Source organism: Lentzea albida (assembly GCF_900111005.1).
Taxonomy (GTDB): domain Bacteria; phylum Actinomycetota; class Actinomycetes; order Mycobacteriales; family Pseudonocardiaceae; genus Lentzea; species Lentzea albida.
In genome coordinates, this window is record NZ_FOFV01000007.1 from 21596 (window position 1) to 39679 (window position 18084).

Genomic DNA, 18084 nt, shown 5'->3' on the forward strand with positions numbered 1-18084 from the left:
GGACGCCGGACACCGCGCCACCACAACGGTTCTCCGGCGTTCAGAAGTCCTCGCCGCAGAGCCGGCGTCGCACGAGAGCCGCGACGGTCTCCCACTGGCTCACCGGGAAGAAGTGCCCACCGGGCAGCTCCCGCAGGGCGAAGGTGCCCGTGGTGTGCCGTGTCCACTCGCTCGCGGCCGGCACGGGCACGAGCGGATCGTCGGTGCCGGCCAGAGCGGTGATCGGAGCGGTGATCGCAGCGGCAGGTGCGCACCGGTAGGTCTCGATCGCCCGGTAGTCGTTGCGCACCACGGGGACCACCATCGCGCGGAGCTCCGCATCGCGCAGCACACCCGGTGGGACGCCACCCAGCGACTCGATCACCGTGATCAGGTCGTCGTCGGGCATGAGGTGCACGCCCGCGTCGCGCACCAGGTGTGGCGCCGAACGACCGGACACGAACAGGTGTGGCACGGGAACGGAGGCCGCCTGCAGCCGGCGGGCCACCTCGAAGGCGACCACGGCACCCATGCTGTGTCCGAAGAGGGACACCGGCCGGCTCTTGTCCAGGACGGCGAACACCTCGTCCGCCAGCACGTGCAGGTCACCGATCGGCTGCTCGTGGAGTCGGTCCAGACGGCCGGGGTACTGGAGCGAGGACACCCGGACATCACCGGCGAGTTGTGCGCTGAGCCGGGCGAACCACCCGGCGGAGCCGCCCGCGTACGGGAAGCACACCAGGTGCGGAGCGTGCTCGGAGGTGATGTGGAACTTCCTCAACCAGCGGTCGCCCTGGACGACGTTCGCCATGCTCTTCCTCTTCCGGTCGTACTGCTGGGGCGTCGGCACCGTGGCCGCGCGACTCGGCGGTGCCCGGAGCGGGCCCCCTGGCGCGCCAGCTCGGCGGCGATGATCCTGCTGCGGAGAGTGACGACCGTGGCGGCGTCGTCGAGGCCGAGCTTCCCGGAGACCACCGCGGCGGAAGCGCCCATGAACACGCCGACGGCGTGCTCACGCACGGCGGCCGGGACGACGCCGGTGTGCTCCAGCGCCTCCCACGCCGGTTCCGGTGCGAGCCGCTGCTGCGGGTCCACGTCCACCACTTCGCGCGGGGAGATGCCCGAGGACGCCACGTCGAACCGGTCGACCTCGTCGAGGTGGCCGCCCCCAGCGCGAGTTGCCCTGCCGGGCCGTGACAGGTCGGCGTAGAGGGCGTTCGCGTCCCACCGCGCGGCCGGGGTCTCGGTGACGGCACTCGCGCCCGTTGCGAGCAGCTCCCAGAACGCGTCCGGGGTCGCCGCCCCCGGAAGGCGGCACGACAGTCCGACGACGGCGACTCCCTTCGAGTCGGTGGCGGCAGGGCGTTCGGGCGTGGTCATGGTCGACTGGGTTCCTCCGACTGGCGGCAACGGCGTGCGAGGGACGTTTTCGCGGTTGTCGGGGATTTGCCGGCGAACCCGCGTGAACCGGGTCAGGGCCGCGAGTAACGGGAACGCAGGTGGTCGAGGTAGGCGGTGGTGTCGCGGTGCGGGTGGTCCTGAGCACCGCGGCGGTGCAGGTCGAGGCCGCCTGCGGGGTGCAGGCGCAGCGTGGTCGTGGCTCGCCGGGCCGGCTCCGCCCGGCCGTGGACCGCGAGGTCCAGCACGGGGGTGCCGTGGGGGAACATGCCGAGGGCATCGGTGGTCGTGGCCGCGGGTGGCGAGCCGGTGCGGTTCGCGCTGCTCACGTACAGGAGCGGGAACGGGTCGAGCACGGTGCGCACCGGTGTCCAGCGGGCACCGAACAGCAACGCCCAGGAGTCCCTGGTGGCCGGCGCCAGCCAGCCGGGCGCACCGGGTGGCAGTGGGACGAGCAGGGTGACGTGCTCGTCGCCGAGCAGCCGGCGGGCGAGGGCGGCCGCGGGCCGCTCGAGCGTCGTCGCCGAAAGGATCTCGGTGAGGACGCCGGGGCTGTGCGCCCACACCGCGACGGCCTGGCCGGCCGGTCGTCCCTTCGCGGCGTTGACCGCTGCCGGGGTCGTGGCGGTGACGACGTGCGTCAGCGGGGCAGGGTTGGGCAGCACCACCGCCTCTCCCCTGCCCAACGCGGCTCGCGCGCCCTCGATGTCGACCATCACCGCTGAACCGCTCCCGCGCGCAGTCCGTCGAGGTAGTGGGCGAAAGCCTGGTCGTCGACCACGGCGTGGCCCTGCTGGAAGGCGCGGGACTTGACCCACGACATCGCCGTGCGCGCCGCGGCGAAGTCGAGCTGGTGGCCCAGGCGGGCGGCGACGGCGGTGACGACACGGGCGTTGGCCAGGTGGGTGAGCACGACGCTGGGGGTGATGCCCAGTTGCTCCGGCGCGAACGGCTGGAACAGCTCCGGGTGCACGAACGGGGTGCCGGTGGAGATCGTGCCGACACCGGTTCCCACCACCGGGGTGGTCACTCCCAGCGGAACGCCGATCTCCTCGGCCACCGCCTGCGCCAGCTCGGGCAGCCGGGTCAGGTCCGGCGGTGTGCACCACGGGTCGGCGTCCTCGCCGAGCAGCACCTTGGCCCGGTCGGCGCGGTAGGCCAGCAGGAACAGCACCTGCTCGGTGGCCACGAGGCCGGACCGCTCGGCGACGCCCAGCCAGGAGGAGGACACCACGCGCGCGCCGCTGCTCAGCGCTTCCAGCGTGTTGGCGAGCCCCAGGCCGAGGTCGTTGTGGGCGTGCGAGGCGAGCACGACGCCTTCGGAACGAGCGGCCGCGAACATGGCCCCCGACTCGGCCGGCAGCTGGTCGCCGACGGTGTCCGCCAGGAAGACCACACCCGCGCCCGCCTCCGTCAGCTCGCGCGCGGCGTCCGCGAGCAGACCGTGATCGGCGCGAGAAGCGTCGGCCAGGCACACGTCCACCGCGATCCCGTCCCCCAGCGAGTCGCTCACCAGGGCGGTACCGGCACGCACGGCCTCCGTGACGGGCAGGTGCGTCATGACCTGCGCCATGGCCTCCGACGCCGGGACCACGATCATCACGCGCGCATGCGCCACCCCCCGCACGGAGACGATCGCCTGCCGCACGTCCGCGGCGGTGCCACGGCACACCGCGGCGGGACTCACCGTCCCCTCGGCCTCCACCGCAACCCGGCGCACGGCCTCGAACTCCTCCTTGCACACCGCGGGGAACCCAGCGGCGAACACCACGTGCCGAGGACCGTCCGCGCCGAACAGCGCACCCTGCTCCCGCGCCAGCCACACCCGGAAGTCCGGGCTCATCAGCGTCTTGCCCTGGGCACCGTCCCGCGCCGCCTCCTCCCAGAGCACGACCCTCCCGGCCAGCGCCGACTCGCGCACCGCATCCGACTCACTCATCACTGCCCACCATTGTCGATTCGTCTTCGCAAGCCCTGGCTTTCCGCGCACCGCCGTTTCACACGGAATCTTTTTCAGACCGGTGTGGCGAATCCCTCCACGTGGACGAGCTCGACCGTGAAGAGGACCGAAAGGCACATCGCGGCAATTCCCCTCGACAGCAGCCTCCGCGAATCGTCCGTCCGCAGTCCCGCGGAAGGCACGCCCCCTGACCGGACACGAACGACGTTAATCAGCTCGGCGCCAACAGAACTGCGGAAGTCCGCAGCTCCGTCCCACCAATTCGGGCGACGACGGCGATGGTCTGCAGAACCCGCGCGCTCACCAGCGGCGGCGGAGCCGCTCCAGCCTCGTCGCGGACCCGAAACGTGGCGCGCCTGCCCGACGGGAATGACGCAGACCGCTCCTCACCGCGGCGAGCGCCGCGGTGGTCCACAGGACCCGATCGCCTCGTCCGCACCCGCACGGTGGATCGCGCACGAGCCGCTGTGTGACGAACCTCGGCGTCACTCACGAACCGGCACGTCGTTGTCGCCGAGCCCGGGTAAACCCCACCCGGTCCCCCATGCGAATTCAGTTCGCACATTGTCCTCCGCAGCGGTTTTAGGACGATCGGACGGGTACAGGTATCTTGAATCGATTGGCTGGCAATGCGAACCCAATCGAGACCTGACCACCACCCGATTGGCCCAGTTGCCGACTACGGAGCGCACAATGGTTTCCGACGCACACCACTCACCGGCCGCCGGCACCACCCTGGTCGGCCGCGGTGCGGAGTTAGGCCTGATCGTCGACGCCTTGGAGGCGGCGAAGCGCGCCACGCCCTCCGTGCTCCTGGTGGAGGGCACACCCGGCCTGGGCAAGACCGCGCTCCTGGACGTGGCACACGAACTGGCCCGCGAGCGCGGGTTCGCGGTCTGCCGTGCGAAGGCCTCGCTGGTGGAGCGGGAGGTGCCCTTCGCCGTCGTCCAGCAGCTCTTCGACCACCTGCCCGACGAGATGTCCCCCCGCCGCGACGACCAGGCCGTGCAGCACGCGTGCGACGTCATCGCCGGGCACGTGGACGACCGGGAGCCAAGCCACGTCGACCGGGCGGTCCGCAGCCTCCACCGCTTCGCCGCCGAGCTCGCGCTGCACGCGCCGCTGTGCCTGGCCGTCGACGACGTGCACTGGGCGGACGTGCCGTCGTTGCGCTGGTTGAACCACCTCGCGCACCGCGTGGCGGAGCTCCCGGTCGTGCTGCTGACGACCCGCACGCCCGGCATCCGGCCGACCGACCCCCTGCTGATGGCGGAACTGGAGCTCCGCTCCCGGCGCGTGCGGCTCCCGTTCTTCACCGCGGAGAACGTCTCGCGGCTTACCGAGCAGTTCCTCGGACGCACACCGGACGAGAAGTTCACCGCAGCCCTCCTCGACGGCACCGGTGGCTGCCCCACCGTGACGCACCACTTCCTGAGCGTGATGCGGGACCGGTCGGTCGTTCCGGACCACAACGCCGTGAGCACCCTGCTCCGCCCCGAGTCCGAGAACCTCGGTCAGTCGCTGCTGGCACGGCTCAACCGGCAGTCACCCGAACTCGTCGAGGTCGCCAAGGCGATCGCGGTCGTCGAGCCGTCCGGCCTCGACCTCCTGACCGCCGTCCTCGACGTGGGCGATGGGGAGACCGCCGACCGGGTGCGGCAGCTCGGAGGAATGGGCGTGCTCACGCCGGACGGCGAGCTGAGGTTCACGCACCGGGTCATCAAGAACACGATCGAGAGCGCGATCTCCTACCGGGAACGCGAGGACCTCCACGCCAGGGCCGCGCGGTTCCTGCACCACAGGCGGGCCCCGGCTCCGGTCGTGGCGCACCACGTCCTGCGGACGTCCGCGCGGTTGGGCGCGTGGGCGGTGGACGTCCTCAGCGCCGCCGCCCGCACGGCCGTCGGCGAGGGCGATCCTCGCTCGGGCGCGAAGCTGCTCACCAGAGCCCTCGCGGAGGACCTCTCCACCGCCGAGAGGAACGACGTGGTGCTGCGGCTCGGTCTGGCCGAGGCCTGCTTCGACCCGCAGATGGCCGTGGTGCACCTCGAGGAGGGGATGGCGGGGCTCGACGACCCGGCCACGCTTCTGAAGGCCGCCTGCCGCCTCACGCAGGTCCTCTACTTCGACGGTGCGTACGACACCGCGAGCGAGGTGCTGCGCCGGACCAGGGCCGTGATCGGGCAGGACGACCCGGTGGCCGCCGACATGATCCGCCTGCTGGAACGGGTCACCGTGCCGTCCGCGGCCCCGGAGACCCGGCAGGTGGACTTCCGGCTGATCGACGAGCGGGAGTGGCGCCGCGGCGACGCGCGCGGGCGCGCGCTGGCGGGCCTGGTCGCGGAGGACGCGAGCAGCAGGGGCGTCGACCTGCCGACGTGCCGGAAGGCGGCGCTGGCGGCGTTGTCCGGCGGTACGGCCGCCATCACGCAGGACCCGCGGCTGGTGGTCGCGGTGCTCGACTCCCTCCTGCGCGCCGACGAGGCCGAACTCGCGCTGCGCCACAGCGACGAGATCCTGTTCGAGGCCCGCCGGGACGAGCTGACGCTGACCACACTGCTCGGGCACGCCCTCCGGTCGCGGGCGCACCACCTCCGCGGATCGTTCAGGGAGGCGGTGGCGGACGCGGAGCTCGCGTTGTCCGCGGCGCGAGCGGCGAAGCTACCGGACGACCACTTCGGACAGGTCAACGCCATCGACGCCTTGGCTCGCGCTCAGGTGGCACTCGGTGACCTGGACGCGGCGCGGAACGCGCTCCGGCCGTTCGACGGGTCGAGGGAGCTGCCTCACACCTGGCACCACACCGCGCTGCTGCACGCCAGGGGCGCGATGCGCATGGCGCTCGGCGACACCGAGGGAGCACTGGCCGACCAGCTCGAATGCGGCGAACGGCTCCAGCACTGGGGCAGGCCCAGTCCGACGCTGCGCCCCTGGCGGTCGTACGCGGCGCTGGCCCACCTGCGGCTCGGGCAACCGAAGCCCGCCCTGGACCTCGCGCTGCAGGAGCTGACGCTGGCACGGGAGTGGGGCGCACCCACCACGATCGGCCGCGCGCTGCTGACCGTGGGCGTGGCAACCGGCGGCACCTCCGCCACCCCGTGGCTGACCGAGGCCGAGTCGGTGCTGCGCCGGTCACCCGCGCGCATGCTGCACGCAGAAGCGCACCTGGAACTCGCCGCCACGAGATGGGAGAAGGGGCAGCACGACATCGCCCGGCACCACGTCGCGGAAGCGAGAGCGCTCGGCGAGCGGTGCGGCGTCGCCGTGGAGCCGGGAGAGCGGCTCCACGGCCTGACCTCCGCCGGCGCACCACCCGCACAGGTCCCGCAGCCCGCCGGACCGACGCAGGTCGCGCGACATGACCCGCGGATCAACGCGCTCCTCCTGACACCGCACGAGCACCGCGTGGCTGGTCTGGTGCTCGACGGGAGGTCGAACGACGAGATCGCGCACGAGCTGGGCGTGTCGCGGCGCACCGTCGAGTTCCACCTCACCGCCATCTACCGCAAGCTCGGCATACGCAGGCGAACCCAGCTGCGCGCGGCGCTCGCGGGGTACACCCCGCGGGGGTGACCTCTGCCGGGAGGGGCACGGCGGGTGCCGGTGCCGACCGAGCAGGCTCAGTCCACCTCGTCGGGGTTGTTGCGTCCGAGGGATTCGTGGGCGGCGACGAACTCGTTCGCGCACTGGGCGACCGCGCAGCCCACTTCGCCGGCCAGCAGCACCGCGGCGATGATCTCGGCGAGTTTGCCGACCTTGCCGGTGCCGGCGCAGCCGACCACGGCGAGTGTCGCCTGGAAGGCCGGCAGGCCGGTGCCGCCGCCGACCGTTCCCACGACGAGGGTGGGCAGGGTGAGGGAGATCTCGAGGTCGCCGCTGCCGGTGACGCGCGAGTCCACGATCGCCTTCGAGCACTCGCCCAGGTAGGCCATGTCCTGCCCGAAGGCCTGGAACAGGCCGGCCATGCCGTTGACGACGTGGATGTTGAGCGACGAGCTGCCGTGCAGGGCCAGTGCGCTGCGGTACGCCTGGATGTAGCGGTCCAGTCGCCGCACGTCGGTCCGCCCCTGCGATGCCACGACATCGGCGGAGAGGACCGCCCGCGCGGTCACGGCCTTGCCCTTCAGGCGTGCCGGGATGGGCTTCTTGTCCTCCGGGTACGGCAGGAACTCCTCCAGCTCGATGCCGCTGTGCCGCACGATGTGCTCGGAGACCGCGGCGATCGCCTTGCTCGCCATGTTGCTGCCCATCGCGTCACCGGTGGTGAACTCGACCGACACCAGCACGGTGGACCCGACGTGGTCGTAGTCCACGCGCTGGGCGCGCAGATGACCGCTCGTGCTCTCCGCCACGGCCAGCAGGACCTGCTCCTGGTTCCTGCACCACAGGACGAGGTCCTGCGCCGCACCGAGGCTGCGCACCCGGTAGTGGATGCCCCGCAGGAAGCGGTCGTCGGTCACGACGACCTCACAGCCCCCGGAGGCCTTGAGCATCTTGGCGCCGCGGCTGTAGGACGCCACGAGCGTGCCCTCCAGGGTCGCCATGGGCACCACGAACTCGCCGGCCGCGTGCTGCCCGTGCACGAGAACGGGACCGCACAGCCCCAGGGGCACCGGTACGGCACCGACGAAGTTCTCGACGTTGCCCACCACGTCGCTTTCCGTGAGCGTGGTCTCCAGTGCCGCGATGAGCTCCTTGTCGTCGGAGAGCAGGGTCGCGAGCAGGTCCGCCCGCTCGCGGCCGCTGGTGCGCGAAATGTGCATCTTGGTGTGCCGTTCTGCCGAGTGGTCGAAGAGGTCCGGGCTGCGGGAGGTCGCGCCTTCTCCGGGTGGAGAACCTGGCTGATTGCTCGTCACACCAGTGCTTTTCCGGCCATCTCGACCATGTCGGTGATGGTGCGCAGCGCGTCGTACTCCGCGTACTCGGCCTGCAGCCGTCGCGCGGCGGCGCGGTAGGTGTCGTCCCGCAGCACGGTGTTCACCGCTCGGTCGATGTCGGCGGCGCGGGGCCTGCTCGTGGCGAGGTTGATGGCCGCACCGGTCCACGCGGCGTGCGCGGTGGAGTCCTTCTTCTCCTCGGTCTCCCCTGCCAGGACGAGAGGGACGCCCCGGCTGAGCGCCATCTGCATCCCGCCGAACCCGCCGTTGCTGACGAACACGTCGACGTGCGGCAGCAACCGCGTGTACGGGATGTACTCCGCAGCACGCACGTTGCTCGGAAGATCCCCGAGGTCGCTCACCGGCCGGCCGCCGGTGGTGGCGATCACCAGGCAGTCCTGACCGGCCAGGGCCTCGATCGTGGGCAGCATCAGTTCGGAGTAGTCGTCGTTGCTCACGGTGCCCTGCGACACCAGGACGACCTTCTCGGCGTTGAGCACGTCGTCCCACCAGTGCGGCAGGGGCACGTCCTGGTGGTCCTCCTCCCACGGCACGCCCACGTAGCGAACCGAGTCGGGCAGGTCGCTGCGCGGGTACTCCATGGAGGGGATGGACAGGTGCAACAGCTCGTCGGGCACCACGACCTGCGCGTCGAAGTACGAGGGCAGGGTTCCGGTGCCACCGCAGTCGCGGACCAGTTGCTCCGCGAGGCGCTGGGCGGACGAGAAGGCCGCGCGCACCTCCGCGTTCAGCCGGGTGTTGCGCTCACGACCACTCGGAGACGCGTCGGGCAGCAGCCCCATGCCGAAAGGTGCGGTGTCCACGCTGTACAGCGGAAGCACCGTGACGCCGAGACCGAGCACCCGCACCGGCCGAATGCCCGGCGCGCCCAGCTGGATCGGCCAGAGCCCGTTGAAGTACATCTCGTGCAACACGACCGTCGGCGTGTCCGGTTGCTGCGCCAGGACTTCCTGGATGGCCTCGTGCTGCTCCCGCATGGGTTTGGCCAGCACCTCGGTGAGGTAGACGGCGATCTGCTCGACCCCGGGTTCGGCCGCGGTGAGCGCGGGGACGGTCTGGTACACGTTCGGGCCGTCGTAGTCGGCGTACCCCTTCAACGGGTGGAAGGTGGCGCCCGTGCTGATGACCGCGTCGCGCAGGTTGTTGCCGGTGACGAAGGTGACGTCGTACCCCTGGGCCACGAGGTGCGCGGCGATGGGGCGCAGCGGGTTCACGTGTCCGGGGAAGGGAATCGCTGCCATGATCACGCGGGTCATGCCTTGACCTCCAGGGGTGTGCTTCGAAGAGAAGTCCGTCCTCGACGGTAGTGACCGCGCCCGCGACCACCCTGCGGAACTCCGCAGTCACCGCGGGTGTTCCACAGTGCCGCCTCTCGAATTCTTGCTGCGCAGGAAGGATTCACGTTCTTACAAGTCCATACAGGACAGTGACGTGGTGTGCGTGGCCGCCGGTCCTTCGTCCGTGTCGTCATCGGCGTGGCACGACCTCGAACTGGCCCATCATCGAGTGGGTGGCGTGGTCGAGGAAGTGGCAGTGGAACGGGTAGCGGCCCAGGTGGGAGTCGAACGTGGCCTGGATGCGGACGACATCGCCGGGGAACAGCCGGACGGTGTCCTTCGGGTACGAGTCGTAGGCGGGCTCGGGCCTGCCGTTGCGGTCGAGGACCCGGAACTGCACGAGGTGCAGGTGCATCGTGTGCTGGATGCCGAGAGCGGCGTCGTCGTTCACGATCTCCCAGATCTCAGTCGAACCGTGCTCGATCGTGGCGTCCACGCGATCCGGGTCGAATCCCTTGTCGTTGATGACGAACTGGCCGCTGGCGAGGTCCAGCCGCAGGACGAACCGCCGGGTTCTCGTGACGTTTCCCCGCAGCGGGTCGTTCGCCGGCCATCCCGGAATCCTCCCTGGTGCCAAGGGGATCCGCGCACGGTTCCAGTCGGGGATGACCGACTCCGACTTGGACCAGGGGCCCCCGCCGCCGACCCGGAACTGCAGGATGTCCCGCTTGTTCTCGGACAGGGCCGCCACGTTCTGCAAGGCGATCGCCGTGCCCTGCGGAACCGATCGGAAGTCCACCAGGACCTCGACGCGCTCCGCGGGCCAGAGGTCGATCTCCTGCCGCACCGCGGGAACGCGCAGGAAGCCGCCGTCGGAAGCGATCTGCAGGAACGTCGCTCCGGTGGAGAGCCGGAACCGGAACACCTCCAGGTTCGACCCGTTGATCAACCTGAGGCGGTACAGCTTCCGCTTGACCTCGAAGTAGGGCTGCGGCCGTCCGTTCACGAGGATCGTCGGCCGGTTCATGAAGTCGTCCGGCACGAAGACGAGCTGCCCCCTGCTGTCGAACTTCGCGTCCCTGAGCACGAGGGGGACGTCGAACTCGCCGCCGGGCAGCGGGAGCAGCGCGTCCACGGGGTCCGACAAGAGGTACGCGCCGGAAAGGCCGCGGTAGACCTGCTCGCCCTCCAGGTGGTGGGTGTGGTCGTGGTACCAGAGCGTGGCGGCGCGCTGGTCGTTCGGATACCGGTAGACCCTCGCCTGGCCGGGCGCGATCGGGTCCATCGGGTGCCCGTCGCTCGACGGGAGGACGTCGGCGCCGTGCAGGTGGACCGTCGCGGGGCCGGGCAGGCCGTTGACCTGCCTGACCACCGCGGCACGTCCGCGCCGGGCGCGGATGGTCGGGCCGGGAAAGCTCCCGTTGAAGGTGAGCGTCCTCGTCCGGATGCCGGGCAGGATCTCCAGATCAGTCTCGGCGATCCGCATGTCGTAGTAGTCGGTGTCCGCGGTGCTCCGCGTGGGCTTCAGCACCGGGGGGATCGACAACGGCACCGAGAAGGGCGGTACCCGCGGCGGGTCGTCGGAGAACGCGGACGCCAGCTGTCTCGCCGGGAAGACCAGGGCCGCGCCGACGACGGACCCGAGCTTGATCGCATCTCTTCTGTTCAGCACGTCGACCACCTCCGGGGATTCGGGGAGAGCGCCGCAGGTGCGGCGTGACCGCGGCGAGCAGGGAGAGCACGAACGAGTACTGCAACACGCTGATCGCCGCGGACATCGTGTTCCCCGGCGAGATGGCGTTGCCGACCGTCAGGCCCGCCAGGGGGATCGTCACCGCGGCACTGACGACGGCCGACGTCGCGGCGAAGACCAGCGGGGAGGTGACGCGTCCCGCCGCCCACCGCCGGGAGGCGACCACGGCGAGCAGCAGGCTCGCCATGGTCGCGTGCGCCGCGAGCAGCGTGATGCCGGCGAAGTTCGGAACGGCGTTCGCCACGATCGCCGGGGGCGGGGTGAGCGATCTCCGCACCCCGGAGTGGTGTCCGGCACCGGAGGTGAGGGCGGGCTGGGGCAGCACGTCCACATAGGACGCCCAGTCCCGGATCTGCCAGGCCACGACCGCGCCGAGGGCGACCGCGAGCAGGGCCAGTGCGGCCGTGGGCCAGGGGCTGTGTGGTGGGGACGCGGACCGGACTGCGACCTCGTACTGCATGGAGCCACCTTCCCGCCCGCGTTCCGCGGATCAGTACATCGGGTTCGGGTTGGCCGAAGTCGGCGGAGTGGGTTCGATGACGGCCCAGTGCTCGAGCAGCTTCCCGTCGCGGACGCGGTACAGGTCGGCGCCCACCCCGTTCTCCATGTCGAAGAGCTTCTCCAGGTGGACGAACACCGCGACCAGGTCACCCTCGGCGACGACGGTCTTCACGTTGGCGCGGTAGTCGGGCTGCGCCGCGTACGCGGCGTGCAGGAACTGCTGCAGCGCTTCGGTTCCGTTCGGGACGTCCGGGAAGTGCTGGTAGTACGTGTTGTCCCCGATGTAGCGGTCCAGCGCCTTCAGGCGGAGGTCGTCGTCGGGCTGGTTGACGATCTCGTCGAACGCCGCACGGCCGAGGCGGGCGCTCTCGGCGTCCGTGGCGAACGGCAGCGACTGGGAGGTCCTGGGCGAGCTGAGCGTGGAGAACATGTCGTTGCCGATGCCCTGTGGCCGCACGGCCTCGTTGAGCTCCCAGTGCTCGGCGATCCTGCCCCTGTCGAGGCGGAAGAGGTTGACCTTGGCGACACCCGCGTCACCGGGCTTGCCCACGAAGTGGCTGTGCACCACCACGAGGTCGTTCTGGGCGATGGTCCGCTTCACGGTGAACCGGAGGTTCGGGTTCTGCTTCCGCAGTTCGGCGTGGTAGGCGCGGAAGGCGGACCGGCCGTCGGCGATCGCGGGATAGTGCTGGACGAGGTCGGGACGCACCACCCTGTCGAGGTGGCCAAGGTCCCCGCGGTTCAGCGCGGCGTAGAAGCCGAGGACGACTGCCCTGTTCAGGTTCTCCTTCGGGCTGGCGATCGAGTCGAAGACGCCCTGCTGGTGCCGCAGCGGTGCGGCGGTGGCGGCCGGGACGAAGGCGGCGATCATCGTGGCGCAGAGGATGATCGGCACCACGACGCGCGAGCGGGTCCGGGATCGGTAGGTCCTTCGTGGCATCTGGCTCCTGCTTTCTGCGGTTGTCGGAGAACTCGGCTGTGCTGGGCCGAACGAGGCTCTCGACGTGCTGGGGTGAGGTCCGGCGGATCTACGGCCGCACGAGCACTTTGGTGGCCCTGCGCGCGGCCATCGCCTCGTAGCCGGACACGATGTCGTCCAGGGCCACGACCTCGTCGAAGATCGGACCGGGGTCGAGCGTGCCCGCCAGTACCCGGTCGACGAGTTCGGGGAGGTGGGCGCGAGCCGGCGTGAGCCCGCCGGTGAGGGTGATGCCGCGGAAGAAGACCGGGGTCACGTCGCCGATCGGCGGGCCTCCCATCACGCAGACGGTGCCGCCGGTCCGGCACAGCGCGAATGCCGTGTTCTGCGCCTGCGGGCCACCTCCGCACTCCACCACCACATCGGCGCCGAGCCCTTTTGTCGCCGTCTGAACGAAGTCGACGGATTCGGCGTCGCCTCGGGCCTGCAGGGTGTCGGTCGCACCGAAGTCGCGTCCTCTGCCCAGCCGCGACTCGTGCCGGCCGATGAGGATGATCCGGCCGGCACCCGCTTCCCTCGCCGCGAGCACGGCGCACAGCCCGACCGGGCCGTCACCGAGGACGGCGACCGTCGACCCCGGCGCGACCCTGCCCGTCCGGACGGCGTGCAGGCCCGTCGCCATGGTGTCGGTGAGGGCGAGCAGCGCGGGCAGTCGTTCGTCGTCGCGGTCCACCGGCACCGCCACCAGGGTGGCGTCGGCGAAGGGGACGCGGACCGCTTCGGCCTGGGCGCCGTCACCGTCCACACCGAACATTCCGCCCGCGGCGCAGGCGCTGTGCAGACCGGCCTGACACGGGGAACAGGTCCCGTCGGCGAAGTTGAACGGCGCGACGACCATCGTCCCGGGGCGGAGTGTGGAGACCTCGCCGCCGACGTCCTCGACCACACCGATGAACTCGTGCCCGCAGCGAGGCCCGGTCACCGGACCGGGGAGCCCGTGGTAGCCGTGCAGGTCCGTGCCGCAGATCCCGGCGACGACCACGCGGACGACCGCGTCACCGGGTTCTCGCAGTGCCGCGTCGGGAACCGTCTCCACGGTCAGCTGGTGCTTGCCGTGCAACACCGCGGCCTTCATGAGGGCACCTTTCGCCGGGTCGAACCGATGGAGTCAGGCCTTGCCGATGGGGCGGACGACACGGGCCGGAGTCGCGGCAGCACGTCCTCCGGGCGGACGTAGCGGCCTGTCAGGTGGTCCGCCGCGCCGGTGACGACGGCGACCAGCGCGTCGGCCGAGTCCTCGGCCGACGTGAACCGCCCGGCCTGCCGGGCTTTCACCGTCCACGCGAGGACGTCGTCCTCCCAGCGTTTCCCGGTCCGGCCCCGGTCCAGGTGGGACCGGGTCATCCCGGCGTCGACCAGGCCGGGGTCGAACGCCACCGCCACCCGCGCCGAGTCGGCCAGCTCACCGGCCAGACTCGCCGTCACCGAGATCAACCCCGCCTTGGCGGCCGCGTAGGCGCTGACGTGCGGCCAGCCGACCGCGCCCGCACGGCTCACCACGTTCACCACGCGGCCGGTGAGCGCGGGCAGCGCGGCACGTGTCATCCGCACCGATCCGAAGAGCCCGACTTCGAAGGCCTGCAGCCACTCCGCCTCGTCCACAGTCCACAGAGGACCGATCGGGCCGGGAACGCCCGCGTTGTTCACCAGCACGTCGAGGCCACCCAGCGCGGCCACGACCTCGTCGACCCCTCGGGTCACCGAATCCTCGTCCGTCACGTCGAGGCGCACCCAGGTCGCGGTTCCACCGGCTCGGCGGATCCCGTCGACGGTCTCCGCGAGGCTGTCCCGGTGGCGGCCCGCCACGGCGACGGACATGCCGGCGGCGGCCAGCGCCTGCGCGAACGCCCGTCCCAGCCCGCGTCCGCCGCCGGTGACCAGCACCCGCAGGGCCGGGGGCCGAGTCCGCTTGCCGGTCGAGGAGCGCGGGATCACCCGTACGCGCTCGATGGCCCGGACCCGCTGGTGCGGCGCGACGCGGCCCGCGACGTAGGCCGTGATCTCCGCGAGGGGGACGGGTTCGCGCAGCACGACGTAAGCCTTCGGGATCTCCCCGGCGACCCGGTCGGGCACACCCGCCACGCAGGCCTCTGCCACCGCGGGGTGGCCGGTGACGACTTCCTCCAGCTCGGCCGGTGACACCTGGTGGCCCTTGTACTTGATCAGCGACTTCGCCCGGCCGGTGATCCGCAGGAAGCCGTTCTCGTCGCGGCTCACGAGGTCGCCGGTGCGCAGCCAGCCGTCCGCGTCCGCCGCCGCGCGGGCGATCTGCGGTCCGCGCAGCCACAACTCCCCCGACTCCGCCTCCTCGCCACCGGTGAACCGCACCTCGGTGCCCGGAACGAGCACACCGGTGGAGCCGGGCGGAACCTGGACCCCGTCCGGGCTGAAGCTCACGCATCCCGCCTCGGTCATCCCGAATCCCTGCACCACCGGCACGCCGAGGGCAGCGGCGCAGCGGTCGGCGTCCACCGAGGGCAACGGCGCGCCACCCGAGACGACCAGTCGCAGCGACGGCAGCGGTTCGCCGGCCGCGCCGAGCTCGGTCACCACGCTCGGCACCAGGTACGCCAGCGACACGCCGTCCTCGGTGACGTCGCGGGTGAAGTCGGCGGCCGAGAACGGGGTCGCGCCGATGACCAGGGTGGCGCCCGCCCGCAGCACCGGGTTCATCGCCATCTGCATCCCGTAGACGTGCCGCAGCGGCGGCACCGACAGGACGACGTCGTCGTCGCGCACGCGGTGCAGATGGGCGATCTGCCCGAGGTTGGAGGTCAGGTTGCGGTGGGACACCGGCACGAGCTTCGGTGTGCCCTGCGTGCCGCTGGAGCTCATCAGCACCGCCGTCCGGTCACCCCCGCGCGAGGACAGCGGCTGCGGTGACGTGGCCACCACCTCGTCCCACGGCGTTCCGCCGGGCGTGCGGGAGCCGACGCACACGGTCGGCAGCGAGACCTCAGGCGGTCCGAGGGCCGTCTCCGCGATCAGCGCCTTCGCCCGGGTGCCGTCGACCACGGAGCTCCACCGCTCGGCGGTGTCCCGCGGGTCGAGCGCGAGCACGACCGCACCGGCCGCGAGGATCCCGTGGTAGGAGACGACGAACTCGGCGCTGTTCTCGACCAGCACCAGCACGACGTCGTCCTCGCCGACCCCCGACCGGCGCAACCAGGTCGCGAGCCCGGCGACGGCCGCGCGCAGCTGTCCGTACGTCCACTCCCGGCGCCCTCCCCGCGAGCGGTCCACGATCGCGACGCGGTCGCGGACCGCGTCGGCCGGCCGCAGGACGTAGTCCCCGAGGTGCACGTCGGCGGGTACCTCCCAGGCCGCGGTCACGGGAGCACCAGCTCTTCGGCGGCTCGCCGCGGTGCGATCAGCTGCGTGGCCCTCATCGCTCCCCCGGTCCCTTCTTGCGGGCCAGGGTGAGACCGTCCGCGACGGTCAGCAGCACCGACTCGACGCGGTCGTCGCCCCGCACGTGGTCGTTGAACTCGCGGATGGCGCGGGCGTTGCCCACCGCGTCGGGTGCTGCCGCCTCGCCGGCGTAGAGCACGTTGTCGGCCACGATCAGGCCGTTGGGACGCAGGCGGGGCACGAGTTCCTCCCAGTAAGCGAGATAGCCGACCTTGTCCGCGTCGAGGAAGGCCAGGTCGACGAACTGCTCCCGGGGAAGGCCGCGCAGGGTCTCGGCGGCGGGCCCGAGCAGCGGTTCCACCCGATCGGCGACCCCCGCCCTGGTCCAGGCGGCGGTGGCGATCCCGGACCAGCGGTCGGTCACGTCGCAGGTGATCACCCGGCCGCCGGGGCCCACGCCCTCGGCCAGCGCGAGCGTCGAGTACCCGGTGAACGTTCCCACCTCGACCGCGACGCGGGCGCCGGTCAGGCGGGCCAGCAACGTGAGCAGCGCCCCCTGTTCGGGAGGAACCTGCATCTCGGCCACCTGGCCGAGTGCGAGTGTGGCGTCGATCAGGTCGCGCTGCACGTCAGTGAACGGCGGGAGCTGTCCCCGGACGTACTCGAGCACCTGCGGGGTGAGGAGCACTGCCTTCTCGGGCTGCTCCGCTGTTGCCGTCATGCGTTGACTCCGTCCGCGAGAGCCGCCTCGGCGATCAGGACGAGGCGGCCGATGTGCATCGGCAGGTCGGTCTGGAAGTGGTTCACCGCTTCGCGCTCGTAGGTCGCGCGCACGGGCCGCACCGCGAGGTCCGCCAGCAGTGCCGCCACCCTGGTCCGCAGCGACGCGGTGAAGACGTGCGCGCAGACCGGAACCCGGTCGACGAGGAAGAAGTCGTCGAGCAGTCCCTGTTCCTCCTCGGTGGGCGTGCGGTGGACGTCCCACCCGGCGTCGCGGAGGAGCGACCCTCCGGACGGAACGAGCCGGGCCGCCACCGTCATGTGCACGAGACGGTTGAACTTCACCGCCTCCTTCAGTGCCGAGCCGGGTGCGGGCCGCACTCCCGCGAGCAGAGCGGTGGCGTGGCGGTGGTCGCGCGCCCACGTCCCGCTCATCGCCGGGTGCCGCGCCGCCATCCTGGGCCGGATGACCGAGCCGTAGACCTCGGGGCGGCAGCTGCCCGAGTAGAGCAGCAGTGCCGAGTAGGCGTCGTGCAGAGCCGCGGCCTCGTCGAGGTCACCGCGGCCGAGCGCGTCCGAAAGCAGCCGCCACGCGCAGAAGGCGCCGTGGTGGCCCAGCAACCAGCGGTACCAGGCCACCTCGGTCTCGGGGCCGGTCGGCGACGGTCCGACGGGTTCGACGGGATCGACCGCGTGTCCGGCACACGGGGCGAGCGGCTTGTGCGGCAGGGGAACGGTGAGCCGGGGCAGCGGTGAAGCGGTCACGACACCACCTCCACGGCATGCCCGCCCGGTGCACCAGCAGCCGGTCGGACGGGTTCGTCCGGCACCACGGTCGCGGATGACGACACCCCCACCGGCCGGACGACCTCCAGACGGGGCAACTCCGAGGAAGCCGACAAGTCCGGGAAAGCGGTCGCGGAATCCGTCGTGCTCATCGTGTCCTCTTCCCTGGTTCCACCGGAGTGGAGTCGAAGGTCGTCAAGCCGTCGGCCAGGTCAGCGGTCCGCCCGAAGTGGTCGCGCTGTTCACCGGAGGGCCGGCAATGAGACGACGGACAGCCTGTCCGTCCTGAACATCGCGGCCTCTGGGCGAATCGACCGGTCCGTGCCCGCACGCGCCTGCCCCGGCAGGAGTCCGCCACCGTTCCGGCGCGCTTTCCCTTCCTGGAAACAGCTTCACGCCGTCCGTGCGACAATTTCGCCGCAAGTATGCAACGGTGAAGCCGTCACACAACGGCGCATTCCTCCTGTTGGAACGATTACGGT

General features: G+C 71.4%; 14 protein-coding genes. 2 read left to right on the plus strand and 12 right to left on the minus strand.

Annotated elements, in window-relative coordinates; translation table 11 throughout:
- Positions 1-40: 40 nt before the first annotated feature.
- The 4 genes from BMY74_RS19045 to BMY74_RS19060 all read right to left on the minus strand — a co-directional run bounded on the left by BMY74_RS19045 (position 41) and on the right by BMY74_RS19060 (position 3316).
- On the minus strand, positions 41-790 hold the full coding sequence (locus BMY74_RS19045) for a thioesterase II family protein (protein ID WP_089917795.1): 750 nt from the start codon (positions 788-790) through the stop codon (positions 41-43).
- The gene (locus tag BMY74_RS19050; protein ID WP_089917797.1) at positions 757-1359 is read right to left on the minus strand and encodes a beta-ketoacyl synthase N-terminal-like domain-containing protein; all 603 of its coding nucleotides are present in this window, start codon (positions 1357-1359) and stop codon (positions 757-759) included. The genes BMY74_RS19045 and BMY74_RS19050 overlap by 34 nt, the downstream gene beginning before the upstream one ends.
- Before the next feature lie 92 nt (positions 1360-1451).
- Positions 1452-2096 (minus strand): hypothetical protein, encoded by a 645-nt coding sequence (locus BMY74_RS19055; RefSeq protein WP_177229816.1) that lies wholly within the window; start codon positions 2094-2096, stop codon positions 1452-1454.
- A complete protein-coding gene (locus BMY74_RS19060; protein ID WP_089917803.1) occupies positions 2093-3316 on the minus strand; it encodes a 2-isopropylmalate synthase in 1224 nt (407 codons plus the stop codon). The genes BMY74_RS19055 and BMY74_RS19060 overlap by 4 nt, the downstream gene beginning before the upstream one ends.
- A 714-nt stretch (positions 3317-4030) precedes the next feature.
- On the opposite strand from BMY74_RS19060, the gene BMY74_RS19065 reads away from it, so the two are divergent.
- On the plus strand, positions 4031-6910 hold the full coding sequence (locus BMY74_RS19065; RefSeq protein WP_177229817.1) for a helix-turn-helix transcriptional regulator: 2880 nt from the start codon (positions 4031-4033) through the stop codon (positions 6908-6910).
- Between the two features lie 47 nt (positions 6911-6957).
- On the opposite strand, the gene BMY74_RS19070 is transcribed toward BMY74_RS19065, so the two are convergent.
- From BMY74_RS19070 to BMY74_RS19080, 3 genes are all read right to left on the minus strand, one after another.
- Entirely contained in the window at positions 6958-8100 is a 1143-nt protein-coding gene (locus BMY74_RS19070) for a hypothetical protein (RefSeq protein ID WP_089917808.1), read from the minus strand.
- 89 nt (positions 8101-8189) lie between these two features.
- A complete protein-coding gene (locus tag BMY74_RS19075) occupies positions 8190-9491 on the minus strand; it encodes a glycosyltransferase (RefSeq protein WP_089917811.1) in 1302 nt (433 codons plus the stop codon).
- 211 nt (positions 9492-9702) lie between these two features.
- Complete coding sequence (locus BMY74_RS19080) at positions 9703-11184, minus strand: multicopper oxidase family protein (protein WP_143091619.1); 1482 nt, start codon at positions 11182-11184, stop codon at positions 9703-9705.
- Between the two features lie 44 nt (positions 11185-11228).
- Here BMY74_RS19080 and BMY74_RS19085 point away from each other — a divergent pair, with 44 nt between their 5' ends.
- The gene (locus tag BMY74_RS19085; protein WP_089917814.1) at positions 11229-11600 is read left to right on the plus strand and encodes a hypothetical protein; all 372 of its coding nucleotides are present in this window, start codon (positions 11229-11231) and stop codon (positions 11598-11600) included.
- Between the two features lie 155 nt (positions 11601-11755).
- Here BMY74_RS19085 and BMY74_RS19090 read toward each other — a convergent pair whose 3' ends face one another.
- The 5 genes from BMY74_RS19090 to BMY74_RS19110 all read right to left on the minus strand — a co-directional run bounded on the left by BMY74_RS19090 (position 11756) and on the right by BMY74_RS19110 (position 17581).
- Positions 11756-12706, minus strand: a complete 951-nt coding sequence (locus BMY74_RS19090; protein WP_089917816.1) for a nuclear transport factor 2 family protein — start codon at positions 12704-12706, stop codon at positions 11756-11758.
- Between the two features lie 88 nt (positions 12707-12794).
- Positions 12795-13820 carry a zinc-binding dehydrogenase gene (locus tag BMY74_RS19095; RefSeq protein ID WP_089917819.1) on the minus strand — a complete coding sequence of 342 codons (1026 nt, stop codon included), beginning with the start codon at positions 13818-13820 and terminating at the stop codon, positions 12795-12797.
- Positions 13817-16078 (minus strand): SDR family NAD(P)-dependent oxidoreductase, encoded by a 2262-nt coding sequence (locus BMY74_RS19100; protein WP_089917821.1) that lies wholly within the window; start codon positions 16076-16078, stop codon positions 13817-13819. Before BMY74_RS19100 ends, BMY74_RS19095 begins: the two co-directional genes overlap by 4 nt.
- Before the next feature lie 52 nt (positions 16079-16130).
- Positions 16131-16817 (minus strand): O-methyltransferase, encoded by a 687-nt coding sequence (locus BMY74_RS19105; protein ID WP_089917823.1) that lies wholly within the window; start codon positions 16815-16817, stop codon positions 16131-16133.
- Positions 16814-17581 (minus strand): L-tyrosine 3-hydroxylase, encoded by a 768-nt coding sequence (locus BMY74_RS19110; protein ID WP_089917825.1) that lies wholly within the window; start codon positions 17579-17581, stop codon positions 16814-16816. Before BMY74_RS19110 ends, BMY74_RS19105 begins: the two co-directional genes overlap by 4 nt.
- Positions 17582-18084 lie beyond the last annotated feature (503 nt).